Annotated in this window: 15 protein-coding genes; 8 read left to right on the top strand and 7 right to left on the bottom strand. The window is 70.7% G+C overall.

Translation table 11 applies throughout. The features are described 5' to 3' along the window. On the bottom strand, positions 1 to 1,287 hold a 1,287-nt coding region (locus AC07AL_RS27345), incomplete at its 3' end, for a beta-ketoacyl [acyl carrier protein] synthase domain-containing protein (RefSeq protein ID WP_478318518.1). 390 nt (positions 1,288 to 1,677) lie between these two features. Between AC07AL_RS27345 and AC07AL_RS27340 the strand changes: the two genes are divergently transcribed. Continuing rightward, positions 1,678 to 2,781 carry an SDR family oxidoreductase gene (locus AC07AL_RS27340; RefSeq protein WP_478318517.1) on the top strand — a complete coding sequence of 368 codons (1,104 nt, stop codon included), beginning with the start codon at positions 1,678 to 1,680 and terminating at the stop codon, positions 2,779 to 2,781. 148 nt (positions 2,782 to 2,929) lie between these two features. Here the strand turns inward: AC07AL_RS27340 and AC07AL_RS27335 are convergent, their stop codons facing one another. Next, positions 2,930 to 3,211 carry a transposase gene (locus tag AC07AL_RS27335; protein ID WP_363581173.1) on the bottom strand — a complete coding sequence of 94 codons (282 nt, stop codon included), beginning with the start codon at positions 3,209 to 3,211 and terminating at the stop codon, positions 2,930 to 2,932. Between the two features lie 154 nt (positions 3,212 to 3,365). On the opposite strand from AC07AL_RS27335, the gene AC07AL_RS27330 reads away from it, so the two are divergent. Next, positions 3,366 to 4,070: a TetR/AcrR family transcriptional regulator gene (locus tag AC07AL_RS27330; protein WP_363581175.1), complete on the top strand. Its 705-nt coding sequence runs from the start codon at positions 3,366 to 3,368 to the stop codon at positions 4,068 to 4,070. 199 nt (positions 4,071 to 4,269) lie between these two features. On the opposite strand, the gene AC07AL_RS27325 is transcribed toward AC07AL_RS27330, so the two are convergent. The 3 genes from AC07AL_RS27325 to mgtA all read right to left on the bottom strand — a co-directional run bounded on the left by AC07AL_RS27325 (position 4,270) and on the right by mgtA (position 10,444). Continuing rightward, a complete protein-coding gene (locus AC07AL_RS27325; RefSeq protein WP_363630815.1) occupies positions 4,270 to 5,907 on the bottom strand; it encodes an amidohydrolase in 1,638 nt (545 codons plus the stop codon). Positions 5,908 to 5,943: 36 nt separating this feature from the next. Further along, positions 5,944 to 7,362, bottom strand: coding sequence for an APC family permease (locus AC07AL_RS27320; protein WP_363581308.1), 1,419 nt, complete (start codon positions 7,360 to 7,362; stop codon positions 5,944 to 5,946). Positions 7,363 to 7,813: 451 nt separating this feature from the next. Continuing rightward, positions 7,814 to 10,444 carry a magnesium-translocating P-type ATPase gene (gene mgtA, locus AC07AL_RS27315; RefSeq protein ID WP_478318514.1) on the bottom strand — a complete coding sequence of 877 codons (2,631 nt, stop codon included), beginning with the start codon at positions 10,442 to 10,444 and terminating at the stop codon, positions 7,814 to 7,816. 539 nt (positions 10,445 to 10,983) lie between these two features. Between mgtA and AC07AL_RS27310 the strand changes: the two genes are divergently transcribed. From AC07AL_RS27310 to AC07AL_RS27300, 3 genes are all read left to right on the top strand, one after another. Then, the gene (locus tag AC07AL_RS27310) at positions 10,984 to 11,700 is read left to right on the top strand and encodes a VIT1/CCC1 transporter family protein (RefSeq protein ID WP_363581181.1); all 717 of its coding nucleotides are present in this window, start codon (positions 10,984 to 10,986) and stop codon (positions 11,698 to 11,700) included. Positions 11,701 to 12,256: 556 nt separating this feature from the next. Next, positions 12,257 to 13,318, top strand: a complete 1,062-nt coding sequence (locus tag AC07AL_RS27305) for a carbamate kinase (RefSeq protein ID WP_363581183.1) — start codon at positions 12,257 to 12,259, stop codon at positions 13,316 to 13,318. Continuing rightward, positions 13,315 to 15,714 (top strand): phosphoketolase family protein, encoded by a 2,400-nt coding sequence (locus AC07AL_RS27300; protein ID WP_478318512.1) that lies wholly within the window; start codon positions 13,315 to 13,317, stop codon positions 15,712 to 15,714. The genes AC07AL_RS27305 and AC07AL_RS27300 overlap by 4 nt, the downstream gene beginning before the upstream one ends. A gap of 46 nt (positions 15,715 to 15,760) precedes the next feature. Here the strand turns inward: AC07AL_RS27300 and AC07AL_RS27295 are convergent, their stop codons facing one another. Next, positions 15,761 to 16,558, bottom strand: coding sequence for a GAF and ANTAR domain-containing protein (locus tag AC07AL_RS27295; protein WP_363581187.1), 798 nt, complete (start codon positions 16,556 to 16,558; stop codon positions 15,761 to 15,763). A 604-nt stretch (positions 16,559 to 17,162) separates the two neighbouring features. Between AC07AL_RS27295 and AC07AL_RS27290 the strand changes: the two genes are divergently transcribed. The 3 genes from AC07AL_RS27290 (at position 17,163) to AC07AL_RS27280 (ending at position 19,742) form a co-directional block, all read left to right on the top strand. Continuing rightward, positions 17,163 to 18,089, top strand: coding sequence for a slipin family protein (locus AC07AL_RS27290; RefSeq protein WP_363581189.1), 927 nt, complete (start codon positions 17,163 to 17,165; stop codon positions 18,087 to 18,089). A 420-nt stretch (positions 18,090 to 18,509) separates the two neighbouring features. Further along, positions 18,510 to 18,671: a YqaE/Pmp3 family membrane protein gene (locus tag AC07AL_RS27285; protein ID WP_363581191.1), complete on the top strand. Its 162-nt coding sequence runs from the start codon at positions 18,510 to 18,512 to the stop codon at positions 18,669 to 18,671. Between the two features lie 39 nt (positions 18,672 to 18,710). After that, the gene (locus tag AC07AL_RS27280; protein ID WP_363581193.1) at positions 18,711 to 19,742 is read left to right on the top strand and encodes a YihY/virulence factor BrkB family protein; all 1,032 of its coding nucleotides are present in this window, start codon (positions 18,711 to 18,713) and stop codon (positions 19,740 to 19,742) included. Between the two features lie 292 nt (positions 19,743 to 20,034). Here AC07AL_RS27280 and AC07AL_RS27275 read toward each other — a convergent pair whose 3' ends face one another. Next, entirely contained in the window at positions 20,035 to 20,769 is a 735-nt protein-coding gene (locus AC07AL_RS27275) for a Type 1 glutamine amidotransferase-like domain-containing protein (protein ID WP_363581195.1), read from the bottom strand. Positions 20,770 to 20,781: the final 12 nt, after the last annotated feature.

Below are 20,781 nucleotides of genomic sequence, written 5' to 3'. Positions count from 1 at the left end.
CCCCTCAAACGCTCCCAACACCGCAACTGGCCGCAACCAGAACCGGCGACAGTCACCATCACCCAGCCAGGAGCAACCTAAAGTCACCGGCATTGGGCCTAGCCCCGCGAAGTCCACGTCGGGATGCGGCTGCTCGCAGTGCAGCGTGGCGGGCACAGCCCGGTGTTTGAGCACCAGCAGCGCCTTGCACAGGCCCGCCAGTCCGGATGCGGGCTCCAGGTGTCCCAGGTTGCTCTTGACCGAGCCGATGCCGAGGTCGCCGGTGATGCGCCGGATCCCCAGGGCGCGGCCGATGGCCCGGGCCTCCAGCGGGTCCCCGACCGGGGTGCCGGTGCCGTGCGCCTCGAAGTACACCAACTCGTCGGGGTCGACGCCCGCCTCGGCGTAGATCCGACGCAGCAACTCCTCCTGGGCCTGGGGATTGGGCAGGGCCAGACCCATCGTCCTGCCGTCGCAGTTGGTGGCACTGCCAAGGATGACGCCGTGCAGGCGGTCCCCGTCGGCCAGCGCATCGTCCAGCCGCTTGAGAAGCACCACCACGCCGCCCTCAGCGCGCACAAAACCGTCGGCCTGGGCCGAGAACGAAGCGCACCTGCCACGGGCCGACAGCATGGACGCCTGTGAGAACCCGACGTAGTGGAAAGGGGAGAGCAGCACATTCACCCCTCCGCACAGCGCCACCCGGCTGGTGCCCGACCACAGACTCCGGCATGCCTGGTCGAGGGCGACCAGCGAGGACGAGCAAGCGGTGTCCACCGCCATGCTCGGACCACGCAGATCGAAAGTGTAGGAGAGGCGGTTGGCAGCGATGGAGCTGGCACTGCCCGACATCGTGTAGGCGTTGACCGTGCGCGGCGACAACAACTGCAAAGTGCCGTACGACATGTCGGAGATGCCGACGTAGACGGCGGTGTCCGATCCGGCCAGCGTCTCGGGGGCCACGGCGGCGTCGTCCAGGGCCTCGGCCGCCAGTTCCATCAGCAGCCGGTGCTGCGGATCGACCTGTGCCGCCTCCTTGGGTGAGACGCCGAAGTAGGCGGCGTCGAAGCCGGCGACATCGTCGAGGAAACCGCCGACCGCCGTGTAGCTCTTGCCGACGCGCGGCATCGAGGGGTCGACGAAGCGGCTGGTCTCGAAGCGGTCCTCAGGCACCGACCCGATCAGGTCCCGGCCCTGTTCCAGCGCATTCCACAGTTCGTCCAGGCCGTTGATGCCCCCCGGCAGGCGGCAGGCCGCCCCGACGATGGCGACGGCCTGCCGGTCTGCGCGTTCCCGGTCCCGATGCATGTGAGCCCTTCTCATCCATGCCTGGGGTGGCGAGTTCTCCAGTCGGTCGCCCTCATGCGGGCGAAGCACTCACGGTATTTGATCGACAGCACAAAGTCACGGATGGGGCGTGGGTGTGACGCGCGACCACATCGGAGTGCGCACCGCGCCCGCGTTGCCGGAGCAAGCTCGTTCGAGTGAAGACCATGTCGATCTCGCAAGGTCAGGATGTGGGCGAACGACCATGACCTGACTGCGGGTTCGGGCAGCGGCCCCGTCTGGTCTCGGCCGAAACGGAGGTAGCGGAGGCAGCGGATCGTACTCGCGGAGACCACTGGGCCGTAGGGTGGCGTCGCCGCAACACGCTCAGCCCGTCCCGACAGCGGCGGTTCTGAACCCTGGGAGCCATCCTTGTCCATCCTGTTCACCGGTGCCACCGGATTCCTGGGATGCCGCGTCCTGCGGCGGTTGCTCGACGAGGGGAACGGGGCAGTGATCACGATCCTGGGACGCGCGGATACCCTGACACTGCGTCAACGCGTCGAGGCGGCGGTTCTTGCGGCGGAACCCGATCCACCGCCCGCCGGCTCCCTGGGCCGCCTGCGCTACGTCGAGGGCGACCTCACCAAGCCCAGTTTGGGGCTCGGCCGCCGCGAGATCGCTGCGGCAGCCGACGGGCTCACCTCGATCTGGCACTGCGCGGGCCTGCTCGCCCTCGTGGGTGATCCGGCTCCGCTGTTCAGGACCAACATCCTCGGGACCCGTGGCCTGCTGGAGCTGGCAGACCAGGCCCCCCAGGCGCACTTGTTCCACACCAGCACTGCCTACGTGGCCGGGCGGCGGAGCAGTGGCCACATCCTGGAGGACGACCTGAGCGAGGAGGCAGGCTTCCAGACCTACTACGAGGAAAGCAAATTCAACGGTGAGCGCCTGGTCCGCAGGTGGGCCGCACACACCGGCCGCTCGGTCACCATCATGCGTCCGAGCCTTCTCGTACTGGACCAGGTGATCCCCGATGGGCTGCCGAACCAGACCCTGGGGATCCTCGCTCGCCTGATCGACGTGAGCCTGGGCGCCGACGCCCAGGCACGGCCGGGCGGCGACGGCGCACTGCGTGTCCGAATCCGGAGCAACCCCGAGGACTCCCTCAACATGCTCCAAGTCGACTACGCCGCACACGCCATGGTGCGCGTCGCGGCCCACCGGCCGACGGGCCTGCGCACCGTGCACGTCACCCACCCGCAGAACACTTCCATGAGTGTCTTCCTGCGTGCGTTCGAACTCGCCTATCCGGGCCTGGCCGTGGAGACAGTTCCAGCCCTGCACGCGCCAATCCCGGTGGAGGTCCTGGCAGCCACCCAACTCGCCCAGGTTTCCTCCTTCATGACGCAGAGCCGGACCTACGGCCGAGCCAACCTGCTGGCGACAGTGGGCGATCTGCCCGATCCCGCCCCCGTCGACAGCGCCTACCTCGCCCGTGGCATGCGAAGGGCCGGGTCCGTGGTCGGGGTCTGATTCACCGAGTCCAGCGCGCAGCCTCACTGGACATCAGCAACGGCTTGGTCCAAGGAAGTACTCGGCATCCGAGGCTCCGATCTCAGGAGCGCGCATTTGCTCCGGGTACAGCGGACCGCCAGTGGTCCGGTTGTGACAGAGCCGAGCATCAGAGTCTGGGAGGACTCGGACACTCAGCTCGTCGGGGACTACCAGGTGACGATGACGTACCCGTGGCCGCCCGCGACCCCCGTCGCTCCGCCATCACCGGCGGGACCCAGGACCGCAAGGCCTCCTTGTGGATGCCGAGATCGCGAGCCACATGGGCGACGGGGCGGCCGGTCGAGCGGACCTCGCGCACGGCGCGTTCACGGAGTTCATCGGGGTACTTGCGTGGTGCTGGCACTGCTCGTGGTTCTCCTTGCGCCTGGATCGTAACAAACCCAGACATCAGGGACTCCAAGAAGGCCGGAGCAGCTCAGTCGGGGGTGCCGGGGCAACCGGAGGGCGGCGGCCAGGACGCAGTCGGCGTGCTCGCGCCGGACCGGGCGGAAATGCGGGCCTTCCCTGGCCTAAGTCAAGCCTGTTGACCTACGCTGCCAGGCATGAGCGAACGGGTAGTCCCCGAGCCCCGGCGGCAGCGTCGGCGGCCCACCAAGCAAGGCGTCATCCTGTCGAGGGAACTGATCGTCGACACCGCGTTGCGGCTCATCGAGCAGCACGGCGCCGACGCGCTCACCGTACGGCGGCTCGGTACCGCGCTCGGCGCCGATCCGAGCGCTGTCTACCGCTACTTCCGCAGCACCGACGACCTGCTGCTCGCCGTCGCCGACGAGCTCATCGGCCGCGCCCAGCACGGTTGGCAGGCCACTGGTGACTGGCGCGCCGACCTGCGTGCCATCGGCCTGCGAATCCACGCCGCCTACCAGGCCCACCCCCAGGCCGCGCTGCTCGCCGCCCACCGCACCACCGGCCGAACCTACGAGATCGCCGCCGTCGAGGCCATCCTCGGCGTCCTGCGCGGGGCGGGCTTCCCCGACCGTGAGGCCGTCCGGATCTACCACGCCTTCGTCGACCAGAGCCTCGGCTTCGCCGCGCTCGACGCCGCCGCCCTCGCCCTGCCCGCCGCTGCCCAGGCCGCCGACCTGGAGGTCTGGCAGGCCTCCTACGCCCGGCTCGACGCCACCACGTACCCGCACATCGCCGCCACCGCCCGCCTCCTCACCAGCGACATGCGCCGCAGCGGCTATCCCTACGCCCTCGACCTCCTCCTCGACGCCGCCGAGGCCCGCCTCCCGGCCACGGGCTGAGTGCGGGCGACGGACTGAGCGCTGCCGGATCCGAAGCGGCCCTCGGAACCGGGCCGATCGCTCCTGGCCGCGTCGGCGACCGTCACGGTGCCGACGCAGCCCTCGGGCCTACGCGTTCCTGGGTACGTTTCATCACTTCGTGCGGGGGATCCTGGCAGTGCCCTGAGACCGCCGGGGCACCGACTCACCCCCGGGCGGCTCAGTCCGCCGCGTGGACGAGCCGGCCGCCGACGTAGGTGCGCAGGACGCGGGCGTCGGCGATCTCCTCGGCGGGGGCGGTGAAGAGGTCGCGGTCCAGGACGACGAGGTCGGCGAGGTGGCCCGTCGTGAGGGTGCCGGCGTCGTCATGGCCGTTGACGTGGGCGGTTCCGGCCGTGTACGCGGCGAGGGCGGAGGCCAGGTCGAGGCGCTGCTCGGGGAGGAAGACCCGGCCGTCGGTGGCCCCCGGCTCGCTCCGGTTGACGGCCACGTGGATGCCGGCGAGCGGGTCCGGGCTGCTCACCGGCCAGTCGCTGCCGGCCGCCAGGGTGGCGCCCGCGCGCTGGAGGGCGCCGAAGGGGTACTGCCAGGCGGCGCGCTCCGGGCCGAGGAACGGGATCGTCAGCTCGTCCATCTGAGGCTCGTGCGCGGCCCAGAGCGGCTGGATGTTGGCGATCGCGCCGAGCCGGGCGAAGCGGTCGAGGTCATCCGGGTGAACCACCTGGAGGTGGGCGAGGTGGTGGCGGGTGTCGCGTCGCCCGTTGGCGGCGCGGGCCGCCTCGACCGCGTCCAGCGCCTCGCGGACGGCCCGGTCGCCGAGGGCGTGGAAGTGCACCTGGAAGCCGAGCGCGTCCAGCTCGGTGACGTACCCGCGCAGCGCGGCCGGGTCGACGAAGCTGAGGCCGGAGTTGGCGGTGGCGCAGCCGCAGCCGTCCAGGTACGGGCTGGTCATAGCGGCGGTGAAGTTCTCGGCGATGCCGTCCTGCATGATCTTCACCGAGCCGGCCCGGAACCGCCCGTGGCTCAACCCTGCACGCCGCCCGACCAGTTCGGGGATCTGCTCGGCCCCTCGGTCGCGGTCCCACCAGAGCGCGCCGGTCACCCGGGCGGTCAGCGCGCCGGAGCGCGCGGCGGCCAGGTAGGCGTCGGACGGATCCGGCTGGCCGTTGAACTCGCCGAGCAGCGCGTCCTGCCAGCCGGTGATGCCGAGCGAGTGCAGCAGCCGCTGGGCGCGCAGCAGCCCGTCCAGCCGGTCGGCGGCGGTGGAGGGCGGGATCAGCCGGGCGACCAGGCCGGTGGCGCCCTCCTGGAGCGTGCCGCCCGGGGTGCCGTCCGGCTCGCGCTCGATCCGGCCGTCCGCCGGATCGGGGGTGTCCCGGGTGAGGCCGGCGAGCTCCAGGGCCCGGGTGTTGGCCCAGGCGCCGTGGTGGTCGCGGTTGGTCAGGTACACCGGGCGGTCCGGGACGACGGAGTCCAGCAGCTGCCGGGTCGGCAGCCCGCCCTCGAAGCTCTCCATCGACCAGCCGCTGCCGGTGATCCACGCCTGGCCGGGGTTGGCGTCGGCGTACGCGCGGATCCGCTCCAGGTAGTCGGCGACGCCGACCGTGCCGGTGAGGTCGCAGACCGCCAACTCGGTGCCGCCGAAGACCGCGTGGACGTGAGCGTCCTGGAATCCGGGCAGCAGCAGCTTGCCGGTGAGGTCCACGACCTCCGTCCCCGGCCCGATCAGCTCCCGGACCTCGTCGTGGCCGACGGCGGTGATCCGCTCGCCGGTCACGGCCAGGCTGGTCGCCCGGGTGCGGGCGGCGTCACCGGTGTGGACCGGGCCGCGGGTGAAGACCAGATCGGCCTCGGGCATGGGGGTGCTCCGTTCTCTCGTGGCTTCCACGGGCTGTCAGTCGGTGTCGGGTAGGAAGTAGGGCGAACGCCGCCGCCAGCGGGCCCAGGCGGCCGCAGGCAGTCCGGTGACGATCATCATCACCGTCACGGTCAGCTCGAACCACCCGTTGTCGGCGGCCAGTTCGAAGTGGTCGGCGGAGTCGTAGAACGACCAGGCGAGATAGCCGCCGACGGCGAGCAGCGCGGCCGCGCCCAGCAGCGGGCCGACCACCGCGCGCAGTCCCTCCAGCGGGTCGCTGCGCAGCAGGTGCCGGAACCGGACGGCCGCCGCGACGGCCGTCAGCGCGTAGTACAGCGCGACGATGATGCCGATCGCGTTGACGGAGGCGGAGATCAGGTCGTTGACGGTGGGGATGGCGATCGAGGCCAGCGCGAGGGCCATCGCGATGCCGGTGATCAGGAGCGTGCCGACGGCGGGCGTCGTGTGCTTCGGGTGCAGCCGGGTCCAGACCGGGCCGAGCACGCCGTCGCGCCCCATCGCGTACATTCCGCGCGCTGTCGGGATCACGGACGACTGCAGGGAGGCCACCGCGGAGAACATGAGCGCGATCAACGGCAGGGCGGCCAGCGGCTGGTGGGCGAGCGTCGTGCCGAAGTAGGCGAGCCCGTGCGCGCCGTTGTCGGCCAACTCGTCGATCGGCAGCACCCGTTGGAAGGCCGTGCCGGCGAGCAGGAAGAGCAGCAGCATCACCACCAGGGCGAGCATGCCGCCCCGCGAGGCGTCCCGGGGGCTGCGCACCTCCTCGCCGACGCTGAACACCGACTCGAAGCCCCAGTAGCAGAACACCGCCAGCACCATGCCCTGGGCGAGCGCGTCGAAGGACGGGATGTCGAACGGGTTGAACCACTGCAGCGAGAACGGCTGGTCGCCGGCGAACAGCCCGTAGCCGCAGAAGCCGAGCAGCACCGCGTACTCGAACACCAGCAGCGCCTTCTGCAGCCGGGCGGCCAGGTCCAGGCCGCGCACCGCCACCAGCGCCGCGCCGACCAGGACCACCAGGCCGAGCAGGGTGCACTGGACGGTCGAGTCGGCGTCGAGGCGGAGGCCCGCGACGCTGCGCACGTGGGCCAGGTCGAGGAGCTGGATGATGGAGGACCCGGTGACCGTGGTGGTGTAGGCCATGAAGACCACGGTGCCGACGGTGTTCACCCAGCCGGTGAGGAAGCCCAGCCAGGGGTTGAGTATTCGGCCCACCCAGCGATAGCTGCTGCCGGCGTCCGGCTCGACGGCGTTCAGTCGCCCGTACCCGCCCGCGATGGCGAGCACGGGCAGGAAGGCCAGCAGCATGATCGCGGGCAGGTGCAGGCCGACGACTCCGGCCATCAGGCCCAGGCCGATGCCGATGCTGCTGGTGGCCGCCGTACTGGAGGCGGCGATCGTCGCCCCGTCCAGCAGGCCGATGGACTTGTGCATGGTGACGTGGGGGCTGCTCGCGTCCGGTCTCGGAGCGTTGCCCGTGGCCTTCACCGTCGGTGTCAACGGATCACCGCCTTGCTCGTGTGGGGGAGGGGTGCGAGACATGAAACCGGTGGCGCCCTTACACGTCAATGCTGTTGTCATAAGAGCTGGGGCGTGGGAGTGGGAGTGGGGCGAGGCAGCCGCAGGGGCGGGTGCGGCGGGTGCGGCGGGTGCGGCGGGTGAGGGGCGGAGACGGGCCCTCCCCTCACCGGGGAGCGGCGGCTGCCCCCATGCGCGCCCGAGGGCATCGATTCGCGGCTCGCCAGGTGAGCGACCCTGCTGGTCGGGCAGGGTGCTGGAGCGTTCCGCGGACCCGGCCGGGTGGCAACTCGCCTGTGACGAAGAAGGTCGTCATCGAGCGGCTCCACGCGTGCTCGTCGATCCTCGACTCCGAGGGCCGGCAGTCCTACTGCGGCCGTCCCGGCGGCCGACTGCCCGCCGGCGGCGAGGACGGCGCGAAGCGCTGCGCGACGTTGCGCGGGGAAGCGGGTCGTGGCGTGCCGGACGCGGCCGCGCGCTGGCGGGCCGCGGTGCTGAAGTACGCGGCGCGCCGCCGCAGGTGGCGCAGGGCGCCGTAGCGCGGCGGGGCCGGGACGGTGCTGGCGGCTGCGCCGTAGAAGAGGCGTTTGCCGACCTCGATCAGGACGAGGTAGGCGATGATCATGCCGACCAGGGTGGCGAAGAACGCCCCTGGTAGCGGCTGGAAGCCGAGGGTGTCGGCCAGTGGCGTGGCGGGCAGCAGGGTGCCGACGGTGACGACGCCGAGGGCCGACAGCGTCAGTGGCAGGCTGGGGTGACTGCGGAAGAACGGGATGCGCCGGGTGCGGATCGCGAAGATCACCAGGGTCTGGGTGGCCAGCGACTCCACGAACCAGCCCGAGCGGAACTGCGCCGGGCCGGAATGGAAGACCCAGAGCATGACGCCGAAGGTGATGAAGTCGAAGACCGAGCTGAGCGGGCCGAAGCAGATCATGAAGCGCCGGATGAAGGCGATGTCCCAGTGCGAGGGCTTGTGCAGCTGTTCCTCGTCCACGTTGTCGGTGGGGATGGCCAGTTGGCTGGTGTCGTAGAGCAGGTTGTTCAGCAGGATCTGCGAGGGCAGCATCGGCAGAAACGACAGGAACAGCGAGGCGCTGGCCGCACTGAACATGTTGCCGAAGTTGCTGGAGGTGCCCATCAGCACGTACTTGATGGTGTTGGCGAAGATCCGCCGGCCTTCGGCCACGCCGTCGGCCAACACGTCCAGGTCCTTCTCCAGCAGGATCACGTCCGCGGCGTCCTTGGCGACGTCGGTGGCCGATTCGACGGAGATGCCCACGTCGGCCGCGTGCAGGGCCAGGGCGTCGTTGACGCCGTCGCCGAGGAACGAGACCCCACCGCCGCTGCGCCGCTGGGCGTGCACGATGCGGGCCTTGGCTTCGGGGCTGACCCGGGCGAAGACGGTGGTGCTCGTGATCGCCTCGGCCAGCCGGGTGTCGTCCAGGGCGTCCACCTCGGCGCCGGTCATGGCCTCGCCCCCACCCAGTCCGAGGTCGTGGCAGACCTTGGCGGCGACTGCGGCGTTGTCGCCGGTGACGACCTTCACGGAGATGCCTAGCGCGGCCAGCCTGCTGAGTGCGGCGGCCGCGTCCGGTTTGGGCGGGTCGAGGAAGACGAGCAGCCCGGCCAGCTGAAGACCGTTCTCGTCCGCCGGCCGGATCTGCCCCGATCCGGCGACGCCGGGCCGGGTGGCGACCGCGATCACCCGGTTGCCGGCGGCGAACTCCGCCGCCAGCGCGTCACGGGCTGCGGCGGGCACGTCGGCGCAGCGTTCCAGGATGCTTTCCGGAGCACCCTTGGTGACCAGGGTCGATACGCCGGCCGTGTCCCGCACGAGGACGGAGACCATGCGGCGCTCGTGGTCGAAGGGGAGCACCGCGAGCGAGGTGTAGCCCGCCAGCGCGGCCCGCTCGCCCGCGGCGGCGGGCGAGCGCCACAGGGCCTGGTCGAGCGGGTTCCCGCCCACGTCCTGCTCGTCCCGCGCCGCGTTCTCGGTGCACAGCAGCCCCCATCGCAGCACCGTGTCGGGACCGTCGGCGCCGACGGGCACGGCGCGCATGTAGTCGATCCGGCCGAGGGTGAGGGTGCCGGTCTTGTCGGTGAACAGGACGTCGACGTCGCCGAGGTCCTCGATGCAGACAAGCCGTTTGACCAGGACCTTGCGGCGGCTCATCCGCCGCGAGCCCGCGGCCAGGCTGGTGGAGACGACGGCGGGCAGCAGCTGCGGGGTGATGCCGACCGCGATGGCCAGCGAGAACAGCAGGGCATCGATGATCGGTTTGTGCAGCGCCACGTTGATCACGAAGATCGAGGTGGTCAGCGCGCCCGCGACGTAGACCAGCAGCAGGGAGAAGCGGCGCAGGCCGACCTGGAACTCGGTGTCGAGCTGGTGGGTGCCGAGCCCGGCGGCGATCTTGCCGAACTCGGTGCGGGCCCCGGTGGACACCACGACCCCCCGGGCGCCGCCGGTGCGCACCACCGTGCCCATCAGGGCGCAGCCGGACAGCTCGGCCAGCGGTGTCCCGGCCGGGACGGCGGCGGTGCCCTTGTCCACGGGCAGCGACTCGCCGGTCAGGAGCGACTCGTCGCACTCCAGTCCCGTGACCTCCAGCAGCCGCAGGTCGGCCGGGACGATGTCGCCCAGGTGCAGCTCGACCAGATCGCCGGGAACCAGCGCGGTGACATCCACCGACACCGCCCGTCCGTCGCGCACCGCCACCGTCGTGTGGCGGATCTGCGAGTGCAGCGCCTCGGCGGCCTTCTCGGCCCGGTACTCGTTGACGAAGCCCAGCCCCACGGACACCGCCACGATCACCCCGATGATCACGGCGTCACTGCGCTCGCCGACCAGGAACGATGCCACGGCGGCGCCCAACAGCAACCCGAGCAGTGGCGAGCGCAACTGGTGCCACAGCACGGGGAAGAACCGGGCCCGGTGCGAGGAGACCGCATTGGGCCCGAACCGGGCCCGGCGCCTGGCCGCTTCACCGGAGCTCAACCCCGCCTCGGCATTGACGTCGAGCCCGCGCAGAACCTGTTCCCCAAGCAGTGCCGCCGAGGCTGCCACCCCGTCCGCGGGCCCGGCCGACCGCACGGGAGCCGCGGCGCTCATCGCGGGTGGTCCCCGGTCCCGCCCGTCACCGTTCTCGGCATGCGACGGCACGCCGACAGGATGCGGGGGAGTGGTGCTGTGTCATACGGATCGCCGCCTCTGGGCACGTGCCACGCCCGGCGAGGGCACGGAGTCCGAACAGACCCGGGCGCGCTACGTTTCTCCAGGGTCGCATGGGTCGATCGCTTCTTCCCTCCGGTGCCTGGCTCGGCGCTCACCGGGACGCCTCCTCGGCGCGGCCTCTGGTGGCCGACGCGTCGCTGCGGGACCAGAGTGGAGCAGACGGGGTTCGCGAGGGTTCTCCGCACACGGGGCGGGCGATCCCGGAGCCCGGTGGGACCGTTCCGCCGACGGCGCGGTGCCGGCTCGCGTCGAGGCCGCGCCCGGGTCGGCCGGTGCCGCCGGCGCGGGAGGAGGTACCGACGGTGGCAGGACAGGCCGGCAAGCAGGACGAGCCGCACGGTCGTGCCCTGGGACGCCGTCTGAACTGGCTGCGGGCCGGGGTGCTCGGAGCCAACGACGGGGTCGTCTCCACGGCGGGCCTCGTGATCGGTGTGGCCGGTGCGACCACCTCCCACATCGCGCTGCTGACGGCCGGGCTGGCCGGGCTGCTGGCGGGATCGATGTCGATGGCGGTGGGCGAGTACGTTTCGGTCAGCAGCCAGCGGGACTCCGAACGGGCCGCGCTGCTGGTGGAGCAGGGTGAACTGGCGGAGGCGCCGGAGGCGGAACTGGACGAGTTGACCGGTCTCTACGAAGCCAAGGGGCTGCCTCCGGCACTGGCGCGGGATGTGGCCGAGCAGCTGACCGAGAGAGACCCGCTGGCCGCGCACGCGGACGCGGAGCTGAAGCTCGATCCGGACGCCTTGACGAGCGCCTGGCAGGCGGCAGGAGCGAGCTTCGTGTCCTTCACCGCCGGCTCGCTGCTGCCTCTGCTGGTCATCCTGCTGCTGCCGGTGTCGTCCCGGGTCCCGGTCACGGCTGCTGCCGTCCTCGCGGCCCTCTGGGCCACCGGGGCTGTCAGCGCCCGCCTCGGAGGGGCGCCCCCCGGGCGGGCCATCCTGCGCAACGTTCTCGGCGGAGGGCTGGCGATGGCCGTCACCTACGGGGTGGGGGTGGCCCTCGGCGTTACCGGTGTCTGAAACGTTCCCGCATCCGGCGCTCCCGGCCCGGGCGAAGGCCCTGTTCCTGTCGGCGGCGTCCTTCGCACCGGGGGCGTGGGCGCAACCGCTGGCGTGGACAGCACCCACAAGCCGCGGGTAGCGTCGAAGCAGCGGGTCGGTCGTCGCCCCCCGGGCCCTCCGCCATCACGCCGACTCGCAGTGGCCCCGCTCGCAGCCGGGCAGGGCCCGGTGAGTGGCGGACACCGTGGTCACGTCGGACAGCCGGGTACATCGGACCAGTCGGCTGGCCGGTCACTTCTCAGGAGGCGGCCGTCGGCGCGTTCGCGTTGACTCGGCCGGCTCGCCGCCCGGGCTGCGCCGTGATCAGATCCACCGGGCAGCCCCACTCATCCGGGATCGGCACCGGACATCAACGGCATCGGGAATCTGGACGCCGTGCGGAGGAGCCTCGTGAGTAGCCAAGCCCGACAGTTGGTCACCGACACCGCTCCCGCGCTGGGCCGGCGGTGCGGCGCCGTGACGGACGCCCGGTGTGCGCCCGAGGCCGTGGGCGCGTATGTGACGGTGCCCTGACATGCGTATCGTGGCCGCGCTCGGTGGCAATGCGCTGCTTCGCCGTGGTGAGAGGCCTGATGCCCGCGTCCAGTTGGGGCACGTGCGCACCGCCGCGCGGGCTCTCGGTCCGCTGGCCGCCCGGCACGAGCTGGTGATCTGCCACGGCAACGGCCCGCAGATCGGCATGCTCTCCCTCGAAAGCGAGAGCGACCCGGCGCTGTCCCGTCCCTACCCGTTGGATGCGCTCGTCGCCCAGACCCAGGGCATGATCGGTTACTGGCTCACGCAGTGCCTGGGCAACGACGGCCTGGCCAAGCCTGTCCTCAGCCTCGTCACCCAGACGCTCGTCGACCCGGGCGACCCGGCGTTCGCCGAGCCGACGAAGTTCGTCGGCCCCGTCTACGACCACCGGCGCGCCCGACAGTTGGCCGACCTGCACGGCTGGACCATCGCCGCGGACGGTGACCGGTGGCGCAGGGTCGTGCCCTCGCCCGAGCCGCAGCGGATCATCGAGCAGGACTCGATCACCCACCTGCTGGATACCGGTTCGGTCGTCATCTGCGGCGGAGGCGGCGGAGCCCCGGTCGCCGATGACGGCTCCGGCCGGCTCCACGGCGTGGAAGCCGTCGTCGACAAGGACTCCACCGCGGCCCTGCTCGCCACCACCCTCCACGCCGACCGGCTCCTCGTCCTCACCGACGTACCCGCCGTGATGGCACACTTCGGCACCCCGCAGGCCACCGCGCTGCGCCACCTCGACCTGGACGACCTGGCGGGCATGGAGTTTCCCGCCGGGTCGATGGGCCCCAAGATCGCGGCCTGTCGGCACTTCGTGGCGGCCACGGGCCACCCGGCGGCCATCGGGCAGCTGCCCGATGCGAGCGCGATCCTCGCCGGTGCCGCCGGCACCACCATCACCACCGCCCACGCACACGAGCCGGGCAGCCGTCCGCGCCGGCAGCAGCCGGGCGAGGGTGGCTCGTCGCCGGATGGTCGGCCGAACACCGGCCCCAGCCGTACGCACGACCTCAGCACCGGCGGGACACGGCCGCGTCCGACCGACGGGAGCCCCGAGCCATGACCGGACCAGCGCTGTCACCGGAGCTGCTCCACCGGATGGACGCCTACTGGCGGGCCGCCAACTACCTGTCGGTGGGTCAGATCTACCTCTACGACAACCCGCTGCTGAAGACACCGCTGGAACTGTCGCATGTGAAGCCGCTGGTCGTCGGCCACTGGGGCACCACGCCGGGGCAGAACTTCATCTACACGCACCTGAACCGGGTCATCAAGAAGTACGACCTGGACATGGTCTACGTCGCGGGGCCCGGCCACGGCGGGCCGGCACTGGTGAGCCACACCTACCTGGAGGGCACGTACAGCGAGGTCTATCCGGACGTCAGCCAGGACGAGCCGGGGATGAGGAAGCTGTTCACCCAGTTCTCCTTCCCCGGCGGGATCTCCAGCCACGTCGCGCCGACCACGCCCGGGTCCATCCACGAGGGCGGCGAACTCGGCTACTCGCTCAGCCACTCCTTCGGCGCCGTGTTCGACAACCCCGGCCTGATCGCGGCCTGCGTCATCGGTGACGGCGAGGCCGAGACCGGGCCGCTGGCGACAGCGTGGCAGTCCACCAGGTTCCTCGACCCGGTCGGTGACGGGGCGGTGCTGCCGATCCTGCACCTCAACGGCTACAAGATCAGCAACCCCACCGTGCTGGCGCGCATCGAGGAGGAGGAGCTGACGCAGTTCCTGCGCGGCTGCGGCTGGGAGCCCCACATCGTGGCGGGCGACGAACCCGAGGCGATGCACCAGCTCATGGCCCGGACCATGGATACGGCCGTCGAGGAGATCCGGGAGATCCAGGACACCGCGCGCGCCTGCACGGACGCCGGCCGCCCGCGCTGGCCGGTGATCGTCCTGCGCTCGCCCAAGGGCTGGACCGGGCCGAAGACCGTCGACGGCCTGCAGGTCGAGGGCACGTTCCGCTCGCACCAGGTACCGCTGCTGGTGGACGCCGACCACCCCGAGCACGTCGGGCAGCTGGAGCACTGGATGCGGAGCTACCGGGCGCAGGAGCTGTTCGACGACAACGGCCGCTTCCTGCCGGAGCTGGCCGGCCTCGCTCCGGTGGGCGAGCGGCGGATGGGCGCGAACCCGCATGCCAACGGCGGGATGCTGCTGCGGGACCTGCGGATGCCGGACTTCCGAGTCCACGCCGTGGACGTCCGCGCGCCCGGAGAGGTCAGCGGCAAGGACACCCTCGTTCTGGGACGGTTCCTGAGAGACGTGGTCGCCGTCAACGGGGAGCGCCGCAACTTCCGGATCTTCGGCCCCGACGAGACGCTCTCCAACATGCTGGGCGCGGTCTTCGAGGAGACCGACCGCCAGTGGGACGCCCGCACCATGGAGGGCGACGAGTTCCTCGCCCCTTCGGGCCGGGTGCTGGACTCGATGCTCAGCGAGCACCAGTGCGAGGGCTGGCTGGAGGGCTACCTGCTCACCGGACGGCACGGGCTGTTCAACTGCTACGAGGCGTTCATCCACATCGTCGACTCGATGTTCAACCAGCACGCCAAGTGGTTGAAGGTCACCAAGCAGCTGCCCTGGCGCCGCGACATCGCCTCCCTCAACTACCTCCTCGCGTCCCACGTATGGCAGCAGGACCACAACGGCTTCACCCACCAGGACCCCGGCTTCCTGGACCACGTCGCCAACAAGAAGGCCGACGTGGTGCGGATCTACCTCCCGCCGGACGCCAACTGCCTGCTGTCCGTGATGGACCACTGCCTGCGCAGCCGGCACTACGTGAACGTCGTGGTGGCGGGCAAGCGCGCGATGCCGCAGTGGCTGTCCATGGAGGACGCCGTCGTGCACTGCACCCAGGGTGTGGGCATCTGGCCGTGGGCGAGCAACGACGAGGGCGGGGAGCCGGACGTCGTGCTGGCCTGCTGCGGCGACACCCCCACCCTGGAGGTCCTGGCCGCGGTGTCCATCCTGCGCGAGCACCTGCCCGAGGTGAGGGTGCGGGTGGTCAACGTCGTCGACCTGATGAAGCTGGAGCCCGACACGGTGCACCCGCACGGGCTCAGTGACCGGGACTACGACTCGCTCTTCACCAGGGACAGGCACATCGTCTTCGCCTTCCACGGCTACCCCTCGCTGATCCACCGGCTCACCTACCGCCGCACCAACCGAAACCTGCACGTGCGCGGATACAACGAGGAGGGCACCATCACCACCGCCTTCGACATGCGGGTGCAGAACCGCCTGGACCGCTTCCACCTCGTCCAGGACGTCATCGACCGGCTGCCCCGACTCGGTGCACGGGGCGACTACGTGAAGCAGCGGATGCGCGACAGGCTGGTCGAGCACAAGCTGTACATCGACCGGCACGGAACGGACCTGCCGGAAATCCGGGACTGGACCTGGGTCGGCACCACCAGCAGCGTTCCCCGCCCGGCAGAGGACGGCTGACTCGGGTCACCACCCTTCGACGCCTCCACGGTGCCTCTCGATGTCCTCAGCCGGGACTGCGGCGTGCCCGGGCGCGGGCCACCGCCTCGTCGAGCAGCTGTTGGGCCACTGCGGACGCCTTCCGGTTCTGTGCCTGGCTCATCGCGCGGAGCTTGTCGAAGGCCTCGGCGGGGGTGCAGCCGCTGCGGCTCATCAGGACGCCCAGGGCCTGGTCGATCGCCGAGCGGTGGGTCAGCGCGGACTGCAGCTGTGCGGCCAATCGTGTTGTCCGGGCGAGGGCCTGGGCGTTCTGTACGGAGATCGCGGCCGGCACGGCGAACAGCTCGCCGAGTTCCACGGCCCAGGCGTCGAAGACGTCCTCGGCGTGGGCGTAGACGTTCATCGCGCCCAGGACCCGGTCGTCGGTCAGCAGCGGCAGCGAGAGCACGCTGTGCACGCCCAGCCGGCCGACCCGCGGTCCGAAGCGCGGCCACGACGGGTCCTTGCCCAGCGAGGCCGAGCGGACGGTGCGTCGTTCGGCCGCAGCGGTGATGCACGGCCCCTCACCGATCCGGTACTGGATCGCATCGACGGTTCGAACGAAGGCCGCGCTGGACACGATCGTGTCGGCCCGGCCGTCCTCCACGAGGGTCAGGCCCACTCCGTCCGCGCCGGGGATCGCGTGCGCCGCGAAGTCGGCGACGTGGACCAGCAGGGCCGGCAGGTCCAAGCGCCCGCTGGCCAACCTCGACAGGCCGGCCAGGCTCTCCCGCAGGTCCGCGTCGTCGGCCGGGCTCCGGCCAGGAGCGGCACCCGACACCGGGGTGTCGCTGGACTCCGACGCTCCCGGGGCCGACTCCGCCATGGTGGATCTCCTCAGCCTCACCGACAACCGACCGACCGCACTGAGGGTCGGACAGACCGAACCGCGCCCCCTGCCGCCCATTGTCCGCCCGGCCGTACTCGAACGAGCGGCGTGCTCCGTGCGCGCCGCGTGGCCGGAGATCGGAGAGTACCGTCGGAGGTGGTTGAGTCAGCAGCCAGTCCGGAGACGAAGGCCCACCTCGCGTCGGCCTCGGGAGCGACCAGCTCACAACCGGGCCCATCCGGTGACCTCATCATGCGAGGCTCACCATGCCCATGCAGTCGCCCACCCGCGCCGACGGCCCGGCCCCTGTGGCGCGCCCGCCCTCCCCCCTCGGCAGGGCCGGCGAAGAGCCCCCCGCAGCGGCGTCGGCGACCGAGGCCCGGCCCGCTCCGGCGGGGCGGTCCGCTGCGTCGGCCGGTCGCCCTCCTCGCCGGGGGCCACGCAGATACCCTGCCGAGACGGAGCCTCCCACGTGCTGCGTGCCGCCTCGCAGCGGCCGGCGGGCCGATCCCGGCCGAACAGGCGGCCCCGCGTCCCGGGCCGAGTGGTCCCTGTCGCCGGGGCCGGACGCACTCTCCCGACAACTGAACAGAGGCACGCCATGAAGATCCTGATCGTCGCCGTCGTCATCGTCGTCCTGCTGGTCCTGGTGGGCCTCCTGCTCTCCGTGAGGATCGTCAAGCAGTACGAGCAGGGCGTGCTGTTCCGGCTGGGCCGGGTGCGCGGCCCGAAGAAACCCGGCTTCACCCTGATCGTCCCGATCGTCGACGTCCTGCACCGGGTGTCGCTGCGGATCGTGACAATGCCCATCCAGTCCCAGGGCATCATCACCCGCGACAACGTCAGCGTCGACGTCTCGGCGGTCGCCTACTTCCGGGTGGTCGACGCGGTCAAGTCGGTCGTCGCGATCGAGAACGTCTACTCCGCCATCGACCAGATCGCCCAGACCACGCTGCGCAAGGTGGTCGGGCAGCACACGCTGGACGAGACGCTGTCCGAGACCGACACCATCAACCTCGACATCCGCGAGATCCTGGACGTGACCACAGTCGAGTGGGGCGTCCAGGTGACGCTGGTGGAGCTGAAGGACATCCAGCTGCCCGAGAGCATGAAGCGGGCGATGGCCCGCCAGGCCGAGGCGGAGCGGGAGAAGAGAGCCAAGATCATCAATGCGCAGGGCGAGTCGCTGGCCGCGGCGGCACTGGGCGAGGCCTCGGACACCATGATGGCCCACCCGCTGGCCCTGCAACTGAGGAATCTGCAGAGCCTGGTGGAGATCGGTGTGGACAAGAACACCACCGTCGTCTTCCCCGCCCCGCTGATGAGCACCATCGGCGAACTCGGCTCCTTCCTGGCCCGCGAGAAAGCCGCGGCTGCCGCCGGACCGCCCGTCCCGGTGTCGCTGGAAAAGCCTCCGGCGGCCACCACGCCACTGCTCGTCCAGCAGCCGGCCCGCGGGCTGCTGGTCGAACAGCTGCCGGACGGCGAGGTGCAGGCCAACGGAGGACCTGTCGTCCTGCGGAAGTAACGCGGCACGGGCGGGCACGGAACGGTCCGTGCCCGCCCGAGAAACCGAGGCGAAGTCATGATCGAGAGCATGCCGGGCACGCTGTGTGGAACGGGGCGAGACGGAGGTTCGTGATGGTTCTCTTCCTGCTGGTCGTCATCGTGGCGATCGTGCTCGCATCATCGGCATCGTCGTCCATGGACTGCTCCACCTGACCGCCATCGCCGTCCTCCTGCTCATCGCCGCCGCCGTGTACCTGGCCGTATGCCCGGCACGGAACCGGCGCTCTCGACGGTGACACGCGGGCGGACATGCAGCGCGGACGGAGACGATGCCTCCGATGCGGTCCGGCCGACTGCCCGCCGGGCGGCCGACGGTGAGACGATGAGGAGGCGGGTCACCGTGCCGTCGGCCACCGCACCTTCGGAACGAGGGGTGATCATGGGCAAGGTCCTTCTGGTGCTGTTGTGCCTGGTCCTGCCGTTCCTGGCGGTACTGATCAAGGACGGGCCGAGCATGAAGGTGCTCTGGGCCTTCCTCCTCCAGCTCTGCGGCCATGTGCCCGGAGTCATCTACGGCATCTACCAGGTGGTCAAGGACTGAGACCCCGAAACAGACACCCGACACGCCGGGTTGGCACCCATGTCACGACACGAGAACGAACACCGGCACACCAGCACGGCCGACGGGGCCGGGCCCGCCACCAACGGAGCCGGGCCCACCGAGAGCCCGACCGACCTGTCCAAGAAGTCGTGGTGGGGCGTCCTGAAACGCACCACCAAGCAGTTCAAGGCCGACAGCCTCAGCGACGCGGCGGCCGCGCTCACCTACTACGGGCTGCTGGCGATCTTCCCCGCCCTGCTCGCGCTGGTGTCGATCCTGGGACTGGCCGGCAGCTCCGCCACCAAGCCGCTGCTCGACCGCCTCCGCGACCTCGGCCCCGGATCCGTCCGCCAGCTCCTCACCACCGTGGTGCAGCAACTCCAGACCGACCAGGGCAGGGCGGGTTTCGCACTGGCCATCGGGATCGTCCTGGCCCTGTGGTCCGCCTCCGGCTACGTCGCGGCGTTCATGCGCGCCGCCAACCGGGTCCACGACACCGCTGAGGGCCGGCCACTCTGGAAGACCCTGCCCACGCGCCTCGCCCTGACCGTCGTCATCATCGCGCTCCTCGCCCTGACCGCCACCGGTGTCGTCTTCACCGGCGCACTGGCCACCCGGACGGGGAAGATCCTCGGAGTCAGCGAGAACGCCGTACAGGTGTGGGACATCGCCAAATGGCCCGTCCTCGTCATCATCGTCATCGCGATGGTCACCCTGCTCTACTGGGCCGCTCCCAGCGCCGAAGCGCCCAAGCTGCGCTGGATCCTCCCCGGAAGCCTGGTCGCCGTCGCGCTCTGGGTCACCGCGTCCGGCGCGTTCGCCCTCTACGTCGCCAACTTCAACAGCCTCAACAGCACCTACGGCAGCATCGGCGCCGTGATCCTCTTCCTCCTCTGGCTCTGGGTCTCCAACGTCGCGATCCTGCTGGGCCTGGAGTTCAACGTCGAACTGGAACGCGGACGAGCCATCGAAGCCGGCCACCCGCCCGAGGACAAGCCCCACCCCGAACCCCGCGACACCCGCACACCACCACCCGACACCCCGCAGGACCACGACGGACCCGGTCGCTGACTCCCGGTTGTGCTCTCACCACTTCGCCTCTCAACCCGCCCAGTGGCACACCAGCCGACCGCGCACCACCTCGGCCCCGTGTCCAAGAGTCAGCTGGCGTCGGCATGCAGCAAGAAGCACGCGGGTCAGGACAGCCAGGGCGGCAGACCTGGACCTCACCCCGATGGGGTTCCCGCACTCGGTCCGTCGCAGCCCGTTCACCAGCGCGGCGGCCAGTGACCAGGCCGGCTGGGCCCGTCCCCGGCCGGGAAACGACCCGACCGACGTTCCCTTCAGGAACTACCCGGTGCCGTCAGGGCTGGAACAGTTTCCACTGCCCCTCGGAGACGACCTGGGCGGTGCCGTCGACCACCTTGATGGCGGTCTCGTCGTCGATCGCATACGTCGGCGCGGGAATCCGTGCCGCCCACCTCTCCGCGTTGGCCAAGGAGGCGTCGGGGTGGTCCGGGTGCTCCAGGTGCGGGATCACCGCGAAGTCGACGAGTCCTGCTCCCTGTCCCGTGACCAGGATTCTGTCGACGTCGCCCTGAGGCGTGGCGAAGACGATGTCTTCCGACCTCAACGGTCCATCGTTCCCGCGGGGCGGTTCGCGGTAGGTCTCGACAAAGGTGGAGGCAACAGCCATGCTCCCGGCGCTCACCCCCACGTAGACCGCCTCGGAGCGCAGCGTCGGCAGTAGGCCGGTCAAACCGGAGCGCCGCATCCAGTTGGCGAGGAACAGGGGGTCGCCGCCCCATACCAGCAGTGCGTCGGCGGCCTGGACCGTTGGCACCCAAGCAGCCTCTTCGATGCTCGACAGCGCCGTCAGCTCCAGGATCCCCAACGATTTCCAACCCAATCCACACAACGGCGATGGACCCTCACCAGAGATCGCCCGCCACGCCATGCCGGGCCCGCCAGGGAAGGGGTAGATGGCGGTGGGGACGAACAGGGCGTTGGACTCGGCGATCGATTTGCCCAGCAGGTCGACCAGCGCGTCGTGGATGCTGCTGTTCTTGATCCCGGACGACGTGAGGAGTGCTCTCATGTGCCTACCTCC

It is taken from the genome of Kitasatospora sp. NPDC043949 (assembly GCF_056435365.1).
Note: the sequence above shows the minus strand (reverse complement) of the source record. Positions and strands in the feature narration are given on the sequence as shown.

Coding starts and splice junctions, on each gene's coding strand:
- AC07AL_RS27290 (WP_363581189.1), top strand. CDS start 17,163: ATGAAGATCCTGATCGTCGCCGTCGTCATCGTCGTCCTGCTGGTCCTG.
- AC07AL_RS27275 (WP_363581195.1), bottom strand. CDS start 20,769: ATGAGAGCACTCCTCACGTCGTCCGGGATCAAGAACAGCAGCATCCAC.
- AC07AL_RS27330 (WP_363581175.1), top strand. CDS start 3,366: ATGAGCGAACGGGTAGTCCCCGAGCCCCGGCGGCAGCGTCGGCGGCCC.
- AC07AL_RS27320 (WP_363581308.1), bottom strand. CDS start 7,362: ATGCACAAGTCCATCGGCCTGCTGGACGGGGCGACGATCGCCGCCTCC.
- AC07AL_RS27280 (WP_363581193.1), top strand. CDS start 18,711: ATGTCACGACACGAGAACGAACACCGGCACACCAGCACGGCCGACGGG.
- AC07AL_RS27300 (WP_478318512.1), top strand. CDS start 13,315: ATGACCGGACCAGCGCTGTCACCGGAGCTGCTCCACCGGATGGACGCC.
- AC07AL_RS27325 (WP_363630815.1), bottom strand. CDS start 5,907: ATGCCCGAGGCCGATCTGGTCTTCACCCGCGGCCCGGTCCACACCGGT.
- AC07AL_RS27305 (WP_363581183.1), top strand. CDS start 12,257: ATGCGTATCGTGGCCGCGCTCGGTGGCAATGCGCTGCTTCGCCGTGGT.
- AC07AL_RS27335 (WP_363581173.1), bottom strand. CDS start 3,211: ATGTCTGGGTTTGTTACGATCCAGGCGCAAGGAGAACCACGAGCAGTG.
- AC07AL_RS27295 (WP_363581187.1), bottom strand. CDS start 16,558: ATGGCGGAGTCGGCCCCGGGAGCGTCGGAGTCCAGCGACACCCCGGTG.
- AC07AL_RS27285 (WP_363581191.1), top strand. CDS start 18,510: ATGGGCAAGGTCCTTCTGGTGCTGTTGTGCCTGGTCCTGCCGTTCCTG.